Below are 17748 nucleotides of genomic sequence, written 5' to 3' on the forward strand. Positions count from 1 at the left end.
TTTAATTGACAGAAACAATAATGGCCGCTAATGCGGCCATTTTAGTCTAATTAAGCTATTGTTACATTAACTTATTTATAGCTTTTCCCATTAGACTTTAAGCGCCACAGCTATATCGCTTAAGACACTAAAGTCGTTAGCTTAATTTACGCGTATACAGGGAAGCGTGAACAAAGTTCTTTAACACTGGCTTTAACATCAGTAACCGTCTGTTCATTGTTGATATCGTCTAAAATATCACAAATCCAACCCGTTAATGCTTGAGTTTCAACAACGCCAAAACCACGACGCGTAATAGCCGGAGTACCTAAACGTAAACCAGAAGTTACAAACGGAGAACGTGGGTCGTTAGGTACTGAGTTTTTATTTACCGTAATATGGGCACGGCCTAATGCAGCATCAGCATCTTTACCTGTAATATCTTTATCAATTAAGTCAAGTAACAATAAGTGGTTTTCAGTGCCGTTAGAAACAACTTTGTAACCGCGTTCCTGAAGAACAGCAACCATAGCTTTAGCATTGTCTAAAACATTCTGTTGATAAACTTTAAACTCAGGCTCTAATGCTTCTTTAAATGCAACCGCTTTAGCTGCAATAATGTGCATTAATGGGCCACCTTGGCCACCTGGGAAAACAGCAGAGTTTAATTTTTTATAGATAGCTTCATCATCACAACCCGAAATAATTAAACCGCCACGAGGACCGGCTAATGTTTTATGAGTAGTTGTAGTAACAACATGCGCATGTGGCACTGGGTTTGGATATAAACCGGCGGCAATTAAACCAGCAACATGAGCCATATCAACGAAAAAGTATGCGCCAACACCGTCTGCGATTTTACGCATACGTGCCCAATCAACAACACCAGAGAAAGCAGAAAAACCACCAATGATCATTTCTGGTTTATGTTCTTGTGCTAAACGTTCCATTTCTTCGTAATCTATGTCACCTGTTTCTGGGTGAAGACCGTATTGAAATGCTTCGTAAGACTTGCCAGAAAAACTAACATGAGAACCATGCGTTAAATGACCACCGTGCGCTAAACTCATTCCTAACACTTTACCACCTGGAGTAACAAGCGCTTGAAAAACTGCAGCATTAGCTTGAGAACCAGCATGAGGTTGCACGTTCGCGTAAGTTGCGCCAAATAATTCTTTTGCACGGTCTATGGCTAATTGCTCAGCGATATCTACGAATTCACAACCACCGTAGTAACGTTTGCCTGGGTAACCTTCAGCATATTTATTAGTTAATTGAGAACCTTGTGCTTCAAGAACACGCGGGCTACAGTAATTTTCTGAAGCAATAAGTTCGATGTGCTCTTCTTGGCGAACTTTCTCATTGCTCATCGCTTGATAAAGTTCCGGGTCAAAATCAGCAATATTCATATCACGTGTAAACATGGTTTTTCCTCAATTATTCAGCCTTAGCTGTTACAGACAATTGTCTAATGGATAGCAAAATTTATGCGGCGTATATTGCCTGAAATCAGCTCAGTTGTACACGGATAAAGGTACAAGCTTTAGCTCATTTAGTAATCTAATATGCCAAGAGTGTTGCTGTTATTATCGATAAAAACTTTTACAGCTTTGATCAACGTTAACAGCAAATAGAATATAACGAAGAAAAAAAGCAATAACAAGAAATTTAAAACAGAAATAAAGCAGAAAAACAAAATATAATCTATCTTATTAAGAAATAACCAATATTTATTTTATTAAAATATCATTTAGTTGTTTTAACTCTTCTTGCCTTTTTATATAAAAAGACTGACTGACAAGCCAAATACTCACCAGAAATATATTCAAAATAGCTAGACCAACAATGGGCGATTTTTCTAATTGCTCGGTGACAGCAAAAACATACCAATTGGCAAAGGGCCCAATAATGAGACAAGAGAACTTTATTAACTTGATGTAGCTAATAGACGACTGACAACCGAGAATGGCATGTTCAATTGCTTTATCAGGACTTCCACAATTTATTTTCCATGCCGATAAACGAGCTTTAATGGCAAATATTACAAAAATAATGGAAAGAATGCCACCACCACCTAAGTAAATAATGGTTGCTTGATCTTTCGAGCCACTGAGCCACATATAGCTAGCTACAAACAACATAGCCAACGTAGCCATAATATCTATGACTAATAAAGATTTAGCCCACACAGTTCTTTGCTTTGTTTGTTTAAGTAAACGGTTAATATCGGTTTTAATAATAGGTTGGCTTTGCCAGTCTTGGCTCATCTGCGCCCATTGTTCATCAATTACCGAACTATCGAGTGGTTTAGTCGCTTTATTCTTGGGTAAAGTTGCAACATCAAGTATCGCCTCAGCTTGACTTTGAGTAGATAAAATCACTTTACTTTTTTTATGTAACAGGGAATCTTCTTCGTTCATACCGCCTCCATTAACTTACTCAAAGCGATTTTTGCGCGTTGTAAACGCACACCAACAAGATTAACGGATATCACTAAAATATCGGCAATTTCTTGATAACTCATGCCTTCGAGCGCTAAGGTGATCACTTGCTGTTGTTCAAGTTTAAGTTGCCTAATAGATTGAGCTAAACGTTGTTGTCTACGTTGTTTTTCTAAGCTCTGATGGGGTGTAGGTTGAATTTTATCTTGCTCTGTCTCTTGGCAAATATCATCAATACTTTGCTCTACCTTGACACTTTTTACTGCTTTGGCAACATGCGTAGCTAAAACATTATGAGCAATACGAGCGACAAAAGTTTTTACCGTACAGTCATTTCTAAAGCTAGGTAGTGCCCGCCAAAGATTGAGGGCTATTTCTTGAAAAAGCTCATCTTGAATTGACGGTTTTGCTTCAAATCCGGTAATGATATGACGGAGTAATTTTTCATACTCTGTCATCCATTGGGTGAATGTTTGCTGATAATTTGCAGTACGTTTCAAAGAATAACTCAATATATGTTGATACGCCGTTTGAAAGCGGTCTTGTTGCTGTAATGTTAATTCTATCGAGTTATTCATCTTAATACCAACTCAGCGTATTGTCATAAAGATTAACTTAATGACATCACCACTTTTTCTGATTTTAATTTTTGTGCGAGTGCCAGCACTAATGCCACTGTCATCCCCACCGTAATTGCGGTGGTACTTGCAAGCACAGTCCAATCGACAGGTAAGCCCTTAAAAACATCTTCCATCAACATTGATTGTCCTGAAATAGGTAACCAATTCACCCATTCAGGCTTATCATCAATCATCATAATGGCAAACGGTACCATAGCAGGAAGCATAATTAGCATAGAGACGGTTGACTGCGCTTCTTTAAAACTTTTCGCTTGAAACGAAAAGAATAATTGTAAAGCCGTTGCAAAAAAACATAGTGGAATAAGTAGTAGTAATAAGGCCGCAATACTAAAGGCATTTAAACTAAAGGTTGCCCCTATTTTAGTGAGATCAATAAAGCCAACAGAAACGGTGGTTAATACCAACATGATAACAATAGACAATACTGAAATAGAACTGGCACAAGTCATTTTTGCCAACACTATTTTAAGGGTACTGACCGGCTGACATAGTAGCATCTCTAAAACATTACGTTCCCGCTCACCCGCACTCGAGTCAATGGCAATTGATAGCCCTGAAACAAAAGCGCCCATCAATAAATAGATACCTAAAAACATCGAGACCATCACTGCATTGCTGGTTGGAAGTGCTGTATCTTGTTCTTGCAGAACAATAGGTTGTAATAAATTAATATCAACTCCCCTGACCAGTAAACGCTTATAACCGATAGCAAGTGAGTATTCTCGTACCACTTCTTTGACTCTTCGGATCGGTGCACTAGAGGCTTTTTTACCAAAATCCGCACGTAAAACAACGTCTATAGCCTGACCCGCTAACATTTTTTCAGCAAAATCTTTTGGTATATCTACTTCAATATTACGTTCTTGCCATGCGTACTTTTCTTCTTCAGGTACATCGGCAAATTGTAAAATATTATTGACGGCAAACTTCTCAATCAATTTGGGTGCAAATTCAGCGCCGGTAAATTGCACATAAATAGGGGGGTTATCAACGATTTCTTTGATCATGGTTTTCGATATTACCATAATCATTATTGGCGCGAATAAGCCCATACTTAACGCTACCATCAAGGCACGTTTATCACGAAAGGCTTCTCTTAATTCTTTAATGAGTAATGCTTTAAACTGGATCATGCGGCAACTCCTTCATCTGAGCCAATTAATTTAACAAAGGCATCTTCTAATAATTTTTCACCCGCTAAATCACATAACTCTTGTGGCGTGCCTTGTGCGGCTAATTTGCCATTAGAAACAATAATTACCCGATCACATAAGGCAGCAACTTCTTGCATGACATGTGATGAAAATAAAATACAATGACCTTTCTCTTTAAATTTGGCTAAGTGATTGCGCAAAACTCGTGTACTCATTACATCGAGTCCGCGAGTAGGTTCATCAAGAACAAAGTTTTTCGGCTGATGCACTAAAGCCTGAGCTAAAGTGACTTTCATCCGTTGCCCTTGCGAGAAGCCGACCGTTTTACGATGCGCTAATTCTTCCATTTCTAAATCTTTAAATATTTGCGCTATTGCCGCTTTTTTCTTCGCTCCTTGCATACCATGAAGACTGGCGAAGTAGTCCACTTGTTCATAGGCCGTTAAACGTTCGTACAAACCAAATTTATCCGGAAAGATACCTAATCGTTGCCTAACGGCTAAAGGGTCTTCTAAAACATTAATACCATCGACTAATACCGAACCTTCATCAGCTTTTAGCAAACCATAGAGAGTACGTAAACAAGTCGTTTTACCCGCACCATTTGGACCTAGAATACCGGTGATCTCACCATTTTTCGCAGTAAACGACAAACCATCTAGGGCTTTTACCGTGTTTTTTTTATCGATAAAGCTTTTATGTAAATTGTTAACTTCAATCATAATAATTATATCCTTATAGGTTGCCGTTTAAATGCGTCATAAATGTTTCACTTTTTAACTCAGTTAAACACGATTCATCTAAATCATTCGGATTGAGTGTTGTTAGAAATTCATTAACAATTTCAATGCCGCAAGGCGTTGAAGCAACAATATGTGCACTGTTTTTAGAAACAATGTGGTGATTATTAGGTAAGGTTTTGGCAGATTCATCACCGTTACTCGGCGGTGTTACTGGATCTAAATTTCCTGATAAAATAAGTGTTGGGATATTAGCCGTAACACTTTGATAGAAATCATCGCTAACCGAATATTTAGGCCATAACGGACAGGCTTGTAGCCAAGCACTATGGCTGTCGTTGCCACCAAAAGTATTGTTAGCATCGCCAGCAAACATTTCAGTAGTAATTTTAGGAAAGTCTTCATTACAGACAATATTTAACGTTAACCCCACATACATACCCATTCCCCCTTCTGACATGGCAATTAAACCAATCATAGGTTGATAGTTACCTAAAAAAGCCTGATGTATAACCAAGGGCACTAAAGTACGGGTTTGCATAGAGTATAATTGCATGCGTAAATTACTAATAAACTTGCTACGACTTAACACGAAGTCAGTCTTTGTACCTAAACGGGGATGGGCTATTTTAAGATTTACCGGCGCTTGTTCTAGTCGAGCAATAACCGCTGTAAAGTCATCTTTTAATGAAGGGTAAGCACTATTACAACTTTCATCTTGCTGGCAGTTTTCGAGTAATAAATTAAATGAACGCGCGGAACTTTGACCAAAAGTACCAATAGGCACTTCAATGGGACCAACACTGTCTAGTACGACACTGTTAAGTGCATCAGGAAAAAGGCGCATATAAACCAAAGCCGCACGTGTGCCGTAAGAACCACCATAAATATTAATTTTTTCATGGCCGAGTGCAACGCGTACTGCATCAAAATCACGAATAGCATTTTCTGAATTATATTGACTTAAGTCGCCTTTGAATTGTGCGATACAGTCTTTGATTTCTTGTGGAGAAAAGTCTTCAGGAATAATTTCATAAGCGTTTCTTACTTCATTTTCATCACACGATAAAGGATGTGATTTCCCCGTACCCCGTTGATCCACTAAAATAATGTCATGCGACTTTTTAATTTCACCAAAAGTACTAAATATATGCGCAGCTAGTTCAACGGATGCTTGACCTGGCCCACCCGCTAAAAACATTAAAGGCGTTTTATTTTGACTACTATCAATAGCCGGCAGCACCGCAAAATTAACGCTTATTTTTTCACCTTCAGGTAAACTATAATTTTCTGGTACTTGTAATGTGCCACACTGAACTTGCGACTTAATGCCCTTTAGGTGGCAGTTTTCTAAGCTTAAAACTTCTTTATTATTATTTTGTGTATTATTGTCTTCAGCTAAAAGTAGTGAGCTAAAACTCAGTAAACTTAATGCTAAAAGGCTTTGCCATTTTATTTTCATTATTTTATTCCTTTTAAAATATCGAACATATAGTCTCAGCCTTAGACTTTTTATTACAGTTTATTTTAATAAAGCGGCATTTATTTTTAAGTGATTGTTTATAAATGACATTTAGCAGCATTATTTTAAACAAGGATCGATGATTTATAGCATGACGGTTTCGGGATCTTTTACTGCAACTACAAGAACAGATACTGAAATAAATTCAGCATGACGGCTTTAGTATCTTTTACTGCAACTTCAAGAACAGATACTGAAATAAATTCAGCATGACGGCTTTAGCATCTTTTACTGCAACTTCAAGAACAGATACTGAAATAAATTCAGCATGACGGCTTTAAGATCTTTTACTGCAACTTCAAGAACAGATACTGAAATAAATTCAGTATGACGGCTTTAGTACCTTTTACTGCAACTTCAAGAACAGATACTGAAATAAATTCAGCATGACGGCTTTAGTATCTTTTACTGCAACTTCAAGAACAGATACTGAAATAAATTCAGCATGACGATAAGTGCGCAAGACGAATGCTGACCATTAGTCGTTCATTGCCATCCATGGCACCACGACATACCGTACATCCTCGGCTCGGGCATCCATGCTTCGCTCTACCTCCTGCATCCATGCAGTCGTATACATTCGTCGTTCATTGCCATCCATGGCACCACGACATACCGTACATCCTCGGCTCGGGCATCCATGCTCCGCTCTACCTCCTGCATCCATGCAGTCGTATACATTCGTCGTTCATTGCCATCCATGGCACCACGACATACCGTACATCCTCGGCTCGGGCATCCATGCTTCGCTCTACCTCCTGCATCCATGCAGTCGTATACATAAAAAAACCGAATAACATTTAATGCTATTCGGTTTTTACTTCTAGAGAAAACTGTTTTTAATCGTGATTAGAACTGGTTAGAGGTGTTGTTCTCGCCACCTGCTTTAAGCGCGTTCTCACCAGCAAAGTATTCTTTGTGATCATCACCCATGTCAGAGCCTGACATGTTTTGATGTTTAACACAGGCAATACCTTGACGAATTTCTTTACGTTGTACACCTTCAACATAACCAAGCATCGCCGCGTCGCCAAAGTATTCTTTAGCTAGGTTATCTACAGACAATGCTGTTGTATGGTAAGTAGGAAGCGTGATTAAGTGATGGAAGATACCAGCTTTACGTGAAGTCTCAGCTTGGAAGCTACGGATTTTGTCATCTGCTGATGCAGCTAACTCAGTCGTATCGTAATCAACATTCATTAAATCAGCACGTACATAGTTAGATACATCTTCACCCGCAGCAACCATAGCGTCAAACGCTTGCTGGCGGAAGTTTAATGTCCAGTTGAACGATGGGCTGTTGTTGTAAACAAGTTTAGCATTTGGAATTTCTTTACGAACTTCATCCATCATGGCTGTGATATCGGCAACGTTAGGTGTCGCTGTTTCTATCCATAACAAATCAGCACCCGCTTTAATTGCTTCTATGCTGTCAAAAACACAACGCTCTTCACCAGTACCTTGACGGAATTGGTATAAACCAGAAGGTAAACGTTTAGGACGAACAAGTTTACCGTCACGGTTAAAGCATACATCGCCTTCAGCCATGTCAGCTACGTCAATCTCTTCAACATCTAAGAAAGAGTTATAGATATCACCTTGATCGCCTGGCGTTTTAACAACCGCGATTTCTTTAGTCAGGCCAGCACCTTCAGAGTCAGTGCGTGAAACGATGATACCGTTGTCGATACCTAGTTCAAGGAATGCATGACGTAAAGCACGAATTTTTGAATGAAAATCTGCATGAGGAACCGTTACTTTACCATCTTGATGGCCACATTGCTTTTCATCGGCAACCTGGTTTTCGATTTGAAGAGCACAAGCGCCTGCTTCAATCATTTGCTTAGCCATAAGGTAAGTTGCTTCTGCATTACCAAAACCAGCATCGATGTCAGCAATAATTGGTACAACGTGAGTAACATGGTTATCAATTTTATCTTGAATAGCGGCTTTATCAGCGGCACTTGCTGCGTCTAGGTCGCGAAAAAGACCACCGAGTTCACGTGCATCGGCTTGACGAAGAAAAGTATAAAGTTCTTTAACTAAAGCAGCGACAGATGTTTTCTCGTGCATTGATTGGTCAGGAAGAGGACCTAATTCTGAACGAAGTGCTGCAACCATCCAACCTGAAAGGTATAAGTAACGACGGTCTGTTTTGCCACCAAAATGTTTCTTAATAGAAATCATTTTTTGTTGGCCAACAAAACCGTGCCAGCAACCTAAAGACTGAGTATACTTAGAGCTATCAGCATCGTAAGCATCCATATCGCGACGCATGATGTCGGCAGTATACTGAGCGATATCTAAACCAGTTTTGAATTTATTCTGTGCTCTCATACGAGCTATTGACTCAGGATTAATAGTATCCCAAGAGGTACCTGCATTTGCTTTAATCGCTTTAACCGCTTCTATTGCATTTTGATAATTAGACATAGTACTCTCCAAGAGTCTGATAATATTTTTAAAAGGTCTTGTTCGCTTCAACACTTAAAATAAAAAGTAAAAATTAAAGCAAACACACCGAACAAGACAAAGTCTAGAACATCCTGAGAGTATTCTTAAAATATATAATATCAATCACTACCATTCACAAGATAAATACCAAACTCACAAATAATAATTGTACTTGTTTTTCAATAGGTAATAAGCATAAACCTCAGTATTACCGCTTTAAAAGCTGATTAATATTTTTATTAGACAATGAAAACTTCTTGATTTATTTTTCTGCACATGACATATACATTAGTTATATTATTTCTGTTGGTCATAAAAACTATGAATATTGCTAAAATCGATTTAAATCTCCTTATTTACCTTGATGTTTTATTAAGAGAAAAAAATGTTACTCGTTCAGCAAGCCAGCTTAATATTACCCAACCGGCAATGAGTAACGGTTTAAAAAGACTAAGAAACTTATTTAATGATCCGATATTAGTAAGAACATCTGATGGCATGGTACCAACCGAACGCTCGCGCGCTTTAGCACCGGTGATCAGAAAAATCTTATTAGAACTTGAAGAAGCGTTGCAGGGTGAAGAAGAGTTTAATGAAAAGCACAGCCAACGTGTTTTCCGCATTATGGCAAGTGATTACGCGGCTTCAACGTTACTGCCAAGTTTATTAAGAAAAATAAATGAAATTGCGCCGAATGTGACCATTGATATTATGACGCCAAGTGACGTAACTTTTCACGATGTTGAAGCTGGCAAAATTGATATGGCGATTAACCGCTTTGATGAATTACCACAGTCATTTCATCAGAAAACCATCTGGCGTGATTCATTCTCATGTTTGTTAAGTGCGAATAGCCCTTATGTAGCTGAATTCAATTTAGATACTTATCTGTCATCAAAGCATGTTTGGGTGTCAAAAACTGGCTTTGGGGTTGGAGTGGGTATGGATCCCAAAGACGTACAAAAATTGGGTTGGGTAGATGAAGCGTTAGCACGTTTAGGCAAGCAAAGAGATATAAAGGTATTTACCCGTAATTATCATGTTGCTATGCAACTCGCTCATGAAGATGGCTTAATCGCCACTTTACCGACAAAAGCGGCTTTATTACACAAAGATGATAACAAATATACCATTGTTGATCCCCCTTTTGACATTCCTGATATAGAATTAAAAATGATTTGGAGCCCGTTATTACATCATGATGCTAGCCATATTTGGTTTAGACAACTGGTTATTGAAGCGGCAGCACAAGGGTAATATTACGCCATGTTTAGTCATATAATCTACAGTATATTCTCGGTAGGTATTTGTTTGTTAGCAGGAAAAGTGATTGAGACTTTCCTGCCTATCTTACCTGCGAGTTTATATGGCATGATGATGTTCACCATGCTACTGCATTTTAAGATACTTAATGCCAAGCGTATTCAACCTTGTATTGAGTGGGCGTTGGCTAATATGGCGGTTTGTTTTGTCCCTGCGGGTGTTGGCATCATTAATCACTTCGAATTAATTAAAGCGCATGGCTTAACCTTAATTGCCATCATCTTTTTTACGACCTTTTTATTACTCACCTTTGTTGGACTTGTTTATCAGCGACAACTTAATCGACAGCAATTAACCGCAACTAGCGAGCAAAACAAGTGATAAGCCACCCCCTTTTATCAATGATAAGCGCTGCCTTATTTTTTATACTGCTTACACTTGCGGTTTATCATGCTTATGCCAAGTTACAACAAAAATTAAAAAAAGCCTGGTTAAATCCAATGCTGTTGTCGATTCTAACGCTGATCCCATTTTTGCTAATATTTAACATTCCTTTTGAACAATATTACCAAGCCACCGCCTCATTAAATAAACTCTTAGAGCCTGCTGTTGTGGCTTTGGGGTTCCCGTTATACCAGCATCTTCAAACGATAAAAAAACAATGGCGACATATAATGGTACTGCTATTGGTTGGGGTATTTATCGCCATATCGATAAGTTTCATCATCACTTTATTGACCATTAATCAATACGATATTGCCGTTTCGCTTTCTTTGAAATCAGTAACAACACCGATTGGCATAGCATTAACGGAACAACTCAATGGCAGTAATTCCATCACTGCGTTTGCGATAATTTTAGCCGGATTGTTTGGCGCTTTATTAGGTCCTCCTTGGCTATCTTTAATTAAGGTCACCTCACCTAAAGCACAAGGCTTAGCTATTGGCGCGGCGAGCCATGCATTAGGAACCGCAACAATTAGCAAAGTGAGTTATGAGCATGCCGCCTACAGTTCTTTGGCTTTGATTATTTCAGCGGTTATCACTGCCATCTTTAGTCCAATGATTATTAATACTTTGGTACTTTTTTTACGCTAACGGCCCACAACGATTTTACTATATAGAGTGCTCACTATGAATACTCGGCAACAGCTTCACCATAATATTTTTGATGAAAAATGATTAACGCGCTTTATCAAAAGTTACATTCACAAAAAAAACAAATCAAACAACTTACATTCACAATATTTATGGTAGCTATTATTAATAACAATAATTAGTTATTGGACCGATTTTAATAAAATCAAAAACCAAATAGTCTATAATTATCATTTAGATATAATAAAAATCACTTATCAAAATACAAAAATAACAACTAATTTCTTTAGGAAACTTTTTTCAGCTCTTGCATGAAAAAATAATACCTCCTACATTGCACTTAGATACTGTTATTAATTATGTTTAATGCTCTTTTAGAAAGAGGGTTAAATACATTTATGATAAAAATATTTACGCCATAGTTAAATATTCAAATAGAAGTTGCGTAAATGATTGCACAAGAGGAAACATGATGACCCCGTACATAAAGATCCAAAATATCCAAGTAGCGCAATGTTTACATCAATTTATTGAACAGGATGTACTTCCTCATAGCCTAATTTCACCAACAGATTTTTGGCAAAACTTCTCAACAATCATTGAAAAATTAACACCTATCAATAAAGCCTTGTTAGCAACACGTGATGATTTACAAACAAAAATAGATGGCTGGCATCAGAATAACTTTGCCGATAACTTTGATTTTTCATCATACAAAAAATTTCTAAAAGACATTAATTACCTGGTACCTGAGGTTGATGACTTTGCCATAACAACCAAAAATGTAGATGCTGAATTAGCAACAATGGCGGGCCCGCAACTCGTGGTACCAATAATGAACGCTAGGTTTGCCATTAACGCCGTTAATGCTCGTTGGGGAAGCTTGTATGATGCCCTTTATGGTAGCGACGTTATTTCTTCAGAAAATGGGGCTGAAAACGCTGGTGGCTATAATGCCATTCGTGGTCAAAAGGTTATTGAATTTGCCCGACAATTTTTAGATCAAAGTATTCCATTAACTGCTGGTAGTCACGTCCAAGCGAAACACTACAACGTATCTGATGCTCTTTTAACGGTTACACTTGAAAGTGGCGAAACCGTTAAACTTGCAAATGGCGATGCTTTTAAAGGTTATCAAGGCACAGTAGATGCACCAACCGCGCTATTGTTTGAACATAATGGTTTACACTTTGAAATTAACTTTGATAAAAGTAGTGTTATCGCAAAAAGCGATAAAGCAGGTATTTCTGACATTACCCTTGAGTCGGCTTTAACCACCATTATGGATTGTGAAGACTCTGTCGCAGCCGTTGATGCTGATGATAAAGTGGTCGCTTATAAAAACTGGTTGGGATTAATGCAAGGTAACTTAACCACTGACTTAGTCAAAAATGGTAAAACTATTCAGCGCACTATGGCGGTTGACAGACAGTATCATCAAACTGATGGCGCGAACTTAACGCTAAAAGGCCGTAGTTTAATGTTTGTCCGTAATGTTGGGCATTTAATGACGAACAATGCCATCTTATTAGCTGATGGCTCTGAAGTGCCAGAAGGTATTATTGATGCCATGGTAACCTCACTAATCGCTAGCCTTAATTTACAACAAACTGCCGATGCCAAGTCATTTTGTAATAGTGCAGAAAAATCAATTTATATTGTTAAGCCAAAAATGCATGGTCCAGAAGAGGTCGCTTTTGCTAATACATTATTTGAACAAGTCGAAGATGCTTTAGCGTTAACAAGAAACACCATAAAAATGGGTATAATGGATGAAGAGCGTCGTACAAGTGTTAATTTAAAGGCTTGTATCGCTCAAGCTAAGTCTCGTGTGGTCTTTATTAACACTGGCTTCTTAGACCGCACCGGTGATGAAATTCATACATCAATGGCGGCTGGTATTATGGCTAAAAAAGCAGATATCAAGTTAACACCTTGGATAAGCGCTTATGAAGATAATAACGTTGATGTAGGCTTAGCCTGTGGCTTTAGTGGCAGAGCACAAATTGGTAAGGGCATGTGGCCCATTCCTGATCAAATGTTGAATATGTTAGCTACTAAAATTAATCACGTACAAGCAGGGGCAAATACAGCTTGGGTACCTTCTCCTACAGCAGCAACCCTGCACGCCTTGCATTATCATAGAGAGAATGTTTTCGCGCTTCAGAAAAAGTTAATGCTACGTACTCCGGCTAACTTAGATGATATCTTAACGATACCACTCGCAAAAGACACCAACTGGAGTGAGCAGGAGATCTCTGATGAACTCGATAATAACGCTCAGGGTATTTTAGGCTACGTTGTACGATGGATTGATCAAGGTGTCGGTTGTTCAAAAGTGCCTGATATTAATAATGTCGGTTTAATGGAAGACAGAGCAACTTTACGTATCTCCAGTCAACATATGGCCAATTGGATGAAGCATGAGGTTTGTAGTGAACAACAAGTGTTAGCCAGTTTGAAAAAGATGGCTAAAACTGTTGATAGCCAAAATAAAAATGATGTTAACTATCAACCAATGGCAAGTAACTTTGAAAAGAGTATCGCTTTTAAAGCGGCTTGTGATTTAGTATTTTTAGGCACAACACAAGTTAATGGTTATACCGAACCTTTATTACATAGTTACCGACTAAAAGTGAAGCAACTCAGTTAGTCTCGTCTAATACGCCCTCTAAAAAAGAAATATTAATCTTAATATTTCTTTTTTTATTTAAGCTCAATGAAACTTTCCTCCACAATTGCCTGTCTATCTAACTAACTAATACACTTTTAATGATGATTTACCTGGGTTAAGTAAGACTAAAAAGCCATTAAACTCAAATTTTTAACCATTGAACTTATATTGTTGGCTATATATTTCTTAACAATTTATAGTTAGGGTGTAAACAATATAGTTACAATTTCAATTAGATAGAATAGTACAAGTAACATTGTTTTCAATACAGAAATTTTGTAGTCAATGCTATGTGAATTTATAAGACGAGGATCGCAACATGAAATCACAAATTAGAACGGTAGCGTTAAGTGCCATATTCAGCATCATTGGATTGTGCTGTACCCTTTCGACTGCTTCAGCAGAATCAAATAACGCACAAATGAACAAAGAGCTAAAGACGATTACTTATATGTTTGCTTTTCCTAAAGTGGTAGATGAAGGTGGCGCTAAAGAAAAACCCTTGTTAAAGCCAGACAATAACTTAAAAGAACTTAACGCAGCTACAACAACCACTAAAAATGGATATTTTGAATTGGCCATTATTTTTAATGATAAATTGCAGCAGTTAATTTCCGCTTTATTTGTTGATGATATCGGTAACGCTCGTGACATCCCCTTAAAGCAGTTATCTAAAATAGACTAAACTCAAACAACGACTTTAATCATAATAGCCTAAAAATCATTTCAGGCTATTAATAAAAAAAAAGCCTCAAGGGCTTTTTTTTAACAGAAAAATAAGGTTTATGCTTCAAGTTCACCTTGTTTATCTTTTATCGGTACCCTGACCTCAAAACTACAGCCTACTTTTGTATCTAGGCATTTTATAGTGCCTTTTAATTTTGCGTCCACTAAATTATAAACAATATTCATTCCTAGACCTGAACCACCTTGACCACGTTTGGTTGTAACAAAAGGGTCGAAGATACGATTAACAACACTGCTATCTAATCCTTTGCCATTATCACTATAGGTCAGTGTTAAAAAGCCATTATCCTCAACAAACTTTATTGAGATTTCACCACTTTCTCTTTCGTCAAAACCATGAATGTGCGAATTGGTTAAAAAATTTGTCAGAATTTGATTCCATGCACTTGGATAAGTGAGCAAATTAAGTTTTTCATCAACGTCGATATTAATGACATATTTTTTACGTTTAAAGAGAGTTTTTACCGTGTTAACAACATCATTAACGTGTCTGGATAAATTAATTTTCAACTCTGGGTCGGTATGTTGCTCAACAGCAACTGATTTAAAACCTCTGATTAATTCAACCGCTTTGTTTAAACTCCTTTCAATAATATTCTGATATTCAATCAACAGACTCAAGGTTTTAGTTAAATGTGATTTGGTCAGATTTTCAGTCTCTACCGAATGGCTTAACTCCAAGACTTTCTCTTTTAATGCCGTTATTGATGTAACACAGATACCCAATGGCGTATTAACTTCGTGTGCAACCCCTGCAACCAATTGCCCTAAAGAGGCCATTTTCTCTGATTGTACTAGTTGATCTTTTGCTAACGTTAAGTCATCTAAAGATTGTTGTAATTGGTTGTTGCTCGAGGCCAATTTAGCCGTTCGGTCATACACTTTTACTTCAAGTTCACCGTTAAGGTTAATTAACGCATTTTCTGCATCTTCTAACTTTAAGATATCGTTTTTTAAAGTGGTACGCATGTTATTAATCGTTTCGGCAAGCTCATCAAGTTCGTCTTTGGCTTTTGGACGAGAGCTTAATACCAAGGGCGTATCTATTTTATCAGCCGCAACTTGTTGCGAGTAATAAGTAATATGATATATATGACGAGTGATAAGCCAATGAACGATGAATATAATAAAAAACGCCACAATAAAAATCTTGATCACTTCGGCAGTTAAAATAAATCCTGCTTGCTGCCACAATCGTTGATAAATATCTTTATAGCTCGCGGTAACAATAAGCACACCAATATCATTTTCGCTATAAAATATTGGGTACTCAACGACTTTATCGGCTGAGATATTTTCGTCACCAAACTGATAAGTTTTGCCAAAACCTGTGATAATTTTCACATGACTAATATCAGGTAATTTTACAATACCTTGAATTTGCTGTTGTACTAACGGCTCGTTAAAATCCCACAAGCTAGTGGATATAGATTGAAGATAACTTGTTTCAACATTGCTAAATCTTTGATCTAACGTCGTTAGACTTTCATTGTAGTTAACATACAATTGCAGAAAAGTTGAGCTGATAGACAATACCGAACTACATAGCAATATGTAAATAAGTACTCTACGGCTTAACTTACTATTAAAGGATCCAGATTTTTCCATTTATCACACCATCAATAAAAGCAGTAAAATAGATACGACTATCTGTATTACTTAAAAAAGTTTTTATAACATCATTTAAATATTGATCTTGTTTAATGTCAATAAAAATAACGACATAAACCTGTCAATCAGCATAAAAAAAACGCCTCTAACGAGCAAGGTTTGACTTAGATGTATTAACATATCTAGCGACAAATATTGCTGCGGTTATATATTCTAGTGCCTGTACTAGCACCTTTTAAATAGTAATATCTACTGCCTTATGTTCTACAAAATAAGGTTTATCAGACATCGAAAATAAATCAGTATTAATACGGCCAGCAAGTATAGCCTTCGCTTTTAACAGCATAGCTAAATAGCCAGTTTAATGTAAGGTACTTTCCATGTTGTCGACAAAAAATATGCGCACACTAAGCACAGATTATCCATTTCTCTCATCTTGGGTCTATAGGCTCCAACCATATCTAAATGTTGATCTTTTTGTAATCATTAACCAAAAGATAATGCTTGTGTATTTAGCGTAGCACAAGAAATAATATCCGCCTTATTGATATAGTTTTTTAAATTTTCAATAGCTTCACAATGAATATAAAAAGATACACCAGAGGTAGCAGCGGCTCTTTATGCAGTCGGTGATAACGCATAAATACTGATTTAACATTAATTATTTTAATACGAATAACAAATACAAATTTTGAATAGGTAACAGTTCATGCAAGTAATTATCAGAGATTAGTGTAATGAATTTACTACTGGCATCATTAATAGTTTTGTTTGTCGACTTGCCCGTATTTTTTTAATATCAAGATGTCAACGCAGCGGCGCAGTAATATTTTGGTCAATGCGCTTTGTAAGCGCATTAACAATAGAGACAGTAAAGCCTAGTTTACTGCCTCTGCAGAGCAAGCTCGATAATTTTTAAAGGATTAGTTAACCAATAAAATAAATCATCACATGAGCAATCATTAATAAACATCAGCTACTAAGACTTAACTGAGGACTTTACGCTAACGTTTTATATTTAGGTATCCGTCTCTTTATTGCACTGGTTAAGATAACAATTAATGCTGGGAATGCGGCGTAGAGCATGGTTATTAATATTGACTGACTAAAGAGTATCGCTAAAATAATAAAACCTAAACTTGGTAACATTAGCCAAAATGTATGTTCACTTGCACAGACATTGAACAAGCTGCGCATAATAAAAATAATAGCGCCCGTTAACAAGAATGCGGTGAAAGCGGTTACAACTCCGGCATGATAATTAAGTATAAAATGGGGATAAGAATGAAATACTTCAGAGATAGGAGCAGAGACTCCAAAACTGACTAACCAAAAAAAGGGCCAGGCAATAAGAATCGACAAACCCTTGTTCCCTCAATTTTTAGATTTGGACGGTAAAAGACCTCCCTGGGGGGTTCCAAAGGA

At 37.3% G+C, this 17748-nt stretch carries 14 protein-coding genes; 5 read left to right on the forward strand and 9 right to left on the reverse strand.

The window, feature by feature from the left end; genetic code table 11:
- Positions 1-146: 146 nt before the first annotated feature.
- From glyA to H4J70_RS19015, 7 genes are all read right to left on the reverse strand, one after another.
- Positions 147-1403, reverse strand: coding sequence for a serine hydroxymethyltransferase (gene glyA, locus H4J70_RS18985; protein WP_070375858.1), 1257 nt, complete (start codon positions 1401-1403; stop codon positions 147-149).
- A gap of 306 nt (positions 1404-1709) precedes the next feature.
- A complete protein-coding gene (locus H4J70_RS18990) occupies positions 1710-2399 on the reverse strand; it encodes a hypothetical protein (RefSeq protein ID WP_182222786.1) in 690 nt (229 codons plus the stop codon).
- A complete protein-coding gene (locus H4J70_RS18995) occupies positions 2396-2998 on the reverse strand; it encodes an RNA polymerase sigma factor (protein ID WP_070375856.1) in 603 nt (200 codons plus the stop codon). The genes H4J70_RS18990 and H4J70_RS18995 overlap by 4 nt, the downstream gene beginning before the upstream one ends.
- 32 nt (positions 2999-3030) lie before the next feature.
- Complete coding sequence (locus H4J70_RS19000) at positions 3031-4194, reverse strand: ABC transporter permease (protein ID WP_070375855.1); 1164 nt, start codon at positions 4192-4194, stop codon at positions 3031-3033.
- Positions 4191-4937 carry an ATP-binding cassette domain-containing protein gene (locus H4J70_RS19005; RefSeq protein ID WP_182216697.1) on the reverse strand — a complete coding sequence of 249 codons (747 nt, stop codon included), beginning with the start codon at positions 4935-4937 and terminating at the stop codon, positions 4191-4193. Before H4J70_RS19005 ends, H4J70_RS19000 begins: the two co-directional genes overlap by 4 nt.
- A 13-nt stretch (positions 4938-4950) precedes the next feature.
- Positions 4951-6417: an alpha/beta fold hydrolase gene (locus tag H4J70_RS19010; RefSeq protein ID WP_182251702.1), complete on the reverse strand. Its 1467-nt coding sequence runs from the start codon at positions 6415-6417 to the stop codon at positions 4951-4953.
- Between the two features lie 909 nt (positions 6418-7326).
- Positions 7327-8910: an isocitrate lyase gene (locus H4J70_RS19015; RefSeq protein ID WP_182202968.1), complete on the reverse strand. Its 1584-nt coding sequence runs from the start codon at positions 8908-8910 to the stop codon at positions 7327-7329.
- Between the two features lie 342 nt (positions 8911-9252).
- Between H4J70_RS19015 and H4J70_RS19020 the strand changes: the two genes are divergently transcribed.
- From H4J70_RS19020 to H4J70_RS19040, 5 genes are all read left to right on the forward strand, one after another.
- Positions 9253-10188 carry a LysR family transcriptional regulator gene (locus H4J70_RS19020; protein WP_146795953.1) on the forward strand — a complete coding sequence of 312 codons (936 nt, stop codon included), beginning with the start codon at positions 9253-9255 and terminating at the stop codon, positions 10186-10188.
- 9 nt (positions 10189-10197) lie between these two features.
- Positions 10198-10575, forward strand: a complete 378-nt coding sequence (locus H4J70_RS19025) for a CidA/LrgA family protein (RefSeq protein WP_182216694.1) — start codon at positions 10198-10200, stop codon at positions 10573-10575.
- Positions 10572-11291: an LrgB family protein gene (locus tag H4J70_RS19030; protein ID WP_310733510.1), complete on the forward strand. Its 720-nt coding sequence runs from the start codon at positions 10572-10574 to the stop codon at positions 11289-11291. Before H4J70_RS19025 ends, H4J70_RS19030 begins: the two co-directional genes overlap by 4 nt.
- A gap of 472 nt (positions 11292-11763) precedes the next feature.
- On the forward strand, positions 11764-13944 hold the full coding sequence (locus tag H4J70_RS19035; RefSeq protein ID WP_182251703.1) for a malate synthase G: 2181 nt from the start codon (positions 11764-11766) through the stop codon (positions 13942-13944).
- 340 nt (positions 13945-14284) lie between these two features.
- Positions 14285-14650 carry a hypothetical protein gene (locus tag H4J70_RS19040; RefSeq protein ID WP_182251704.1) on the forward strand — a complete coding sequence of 122 codons (366 nt, stop codon included), beginning with the start codon at positions 14285-14287 and terminating at the stop codon, positions 14648-14650.
- Positions 14651-14748: 98 nt separating this feature from the next.
- Here the strand turns inward: H4J70_RS19040 and H4J70_RS19045 are convergent, their stop codons facing one another.
- Positions 14749-16320: an ATP-binding protein gene (locus tag H4J70_RS19045; RefSeq protein WP_182251705.1), complete on the reverse strand. Its 1572-nt coding sequence runs from the start codon at positions 16318-16320 to the stop codon at positions 14749-14751.
- A 1002-nt stretch (positions 16321-17322) separates the two neighbouring features.
- On the reverse strand, positions 17323-17685 hold the full coding sequence (locus H4J70_RS19050) for a hypothetical protein (protein WP_182251706.1): 363 nt from the start codon (positions 17683-17685) through the stop codon (positions 17323-17325).
- Positions 17686-17748 lie beyond the last annotated feature (63 nt).

The organism is Colwellia sp. BRX8-9, assembly GCF_014077245.1.
Taxonomy (GTDB): domain Bacteria; phylum Pseudomonadota; class Gammaproteobacteria; order Enterobacterales; family Alteromonadaceae; genus Colwellia_A.

Bases quoted from the DNA above. Each gene is read 5' to 3' on its own strand.
- glyA (WP_070375858.1), bottom strand. From the start codon at position 1,403: ATGTTTACACGTGATATGAATATTGCTGATTTTGACCCGGAACTTTAT.
- H4J70_RS18990 (WP_182222786.1), bottom strand. From the start codon at position 2,399: ATGAACGAAGAAGATTCCCTGTTACATAAAAAAAGTAAAGTGATTTTA.
- H4J70_RS18995 (WP_070375856.1), bottom strand. From the start codon at position 2,998: ATGAATAACTCGATAGAATTAACATTACAGCAACAAGACCGCTTTCAA.
- H4J70_RS19000 (WP_070375855.1), bottom strand. From the start codon at position 4,194: ATGATCCAGTTTAAAGCATTACTCATTAAAGAATTAAGAGAAGCCTTT.
- H4J70_RS19005 (WP_182216697.1), bottom strand. From the start codon at position 4,937: ATGATTGAAGTTAACAATTTACATAAAAGCTTTATCGATAAAAAAAAC.
- H4J70_RS19010 (WP_182251702.1), bottom strand. From the start codon at position 6,417: ATGAAAATAAAATGGCAAAGCCTTTTAGCATTAAGTTTACTGAGTTTT.
- H4J70_RS19015 (WP_182202968.1), bottom strand. From the start codon at position 8,910: ATGTCTAATTATCAAAATGCAATAGAAGCGGTTAAAGCGATTAAAGCA.
- H4J70_RS19020 (WP_146795953.1), top strand. From the start codon at position 9,253: ATGAATATTGCTAAAATCGATTTAAATCTCCTTATTTACCTTGATGTT.
- H4J70_RS19025 (WP_182216694.1), top strand. From the start codon at position 10,198: ATGTTTAGTCATATAATCTACAGTATATTCTCGGTAGGTATTTGTTTG.
- H4J70_RS19035 (WP_182251703.1), top strand. From the start codon at position 11,764: ATGACCCCGTACATAAAGATCCAAAATATCCAAGTAGCGCAATGTTTA.
- H4J70_RS19040 (WP_182251704.1), top strand. From the start codon at position 14,285: ATGAAATCACAAATTAGAACGGTAGCGTTAAGTGCCATATTCAGCATC.
- H4J70_RS19045 (WP_182251705.1), bottom strand. From the start codon at position 16,320: ATGGAAAAATCTGGATCCTTTAATAGTAAGTTAAGCCGTAGAGTACTT.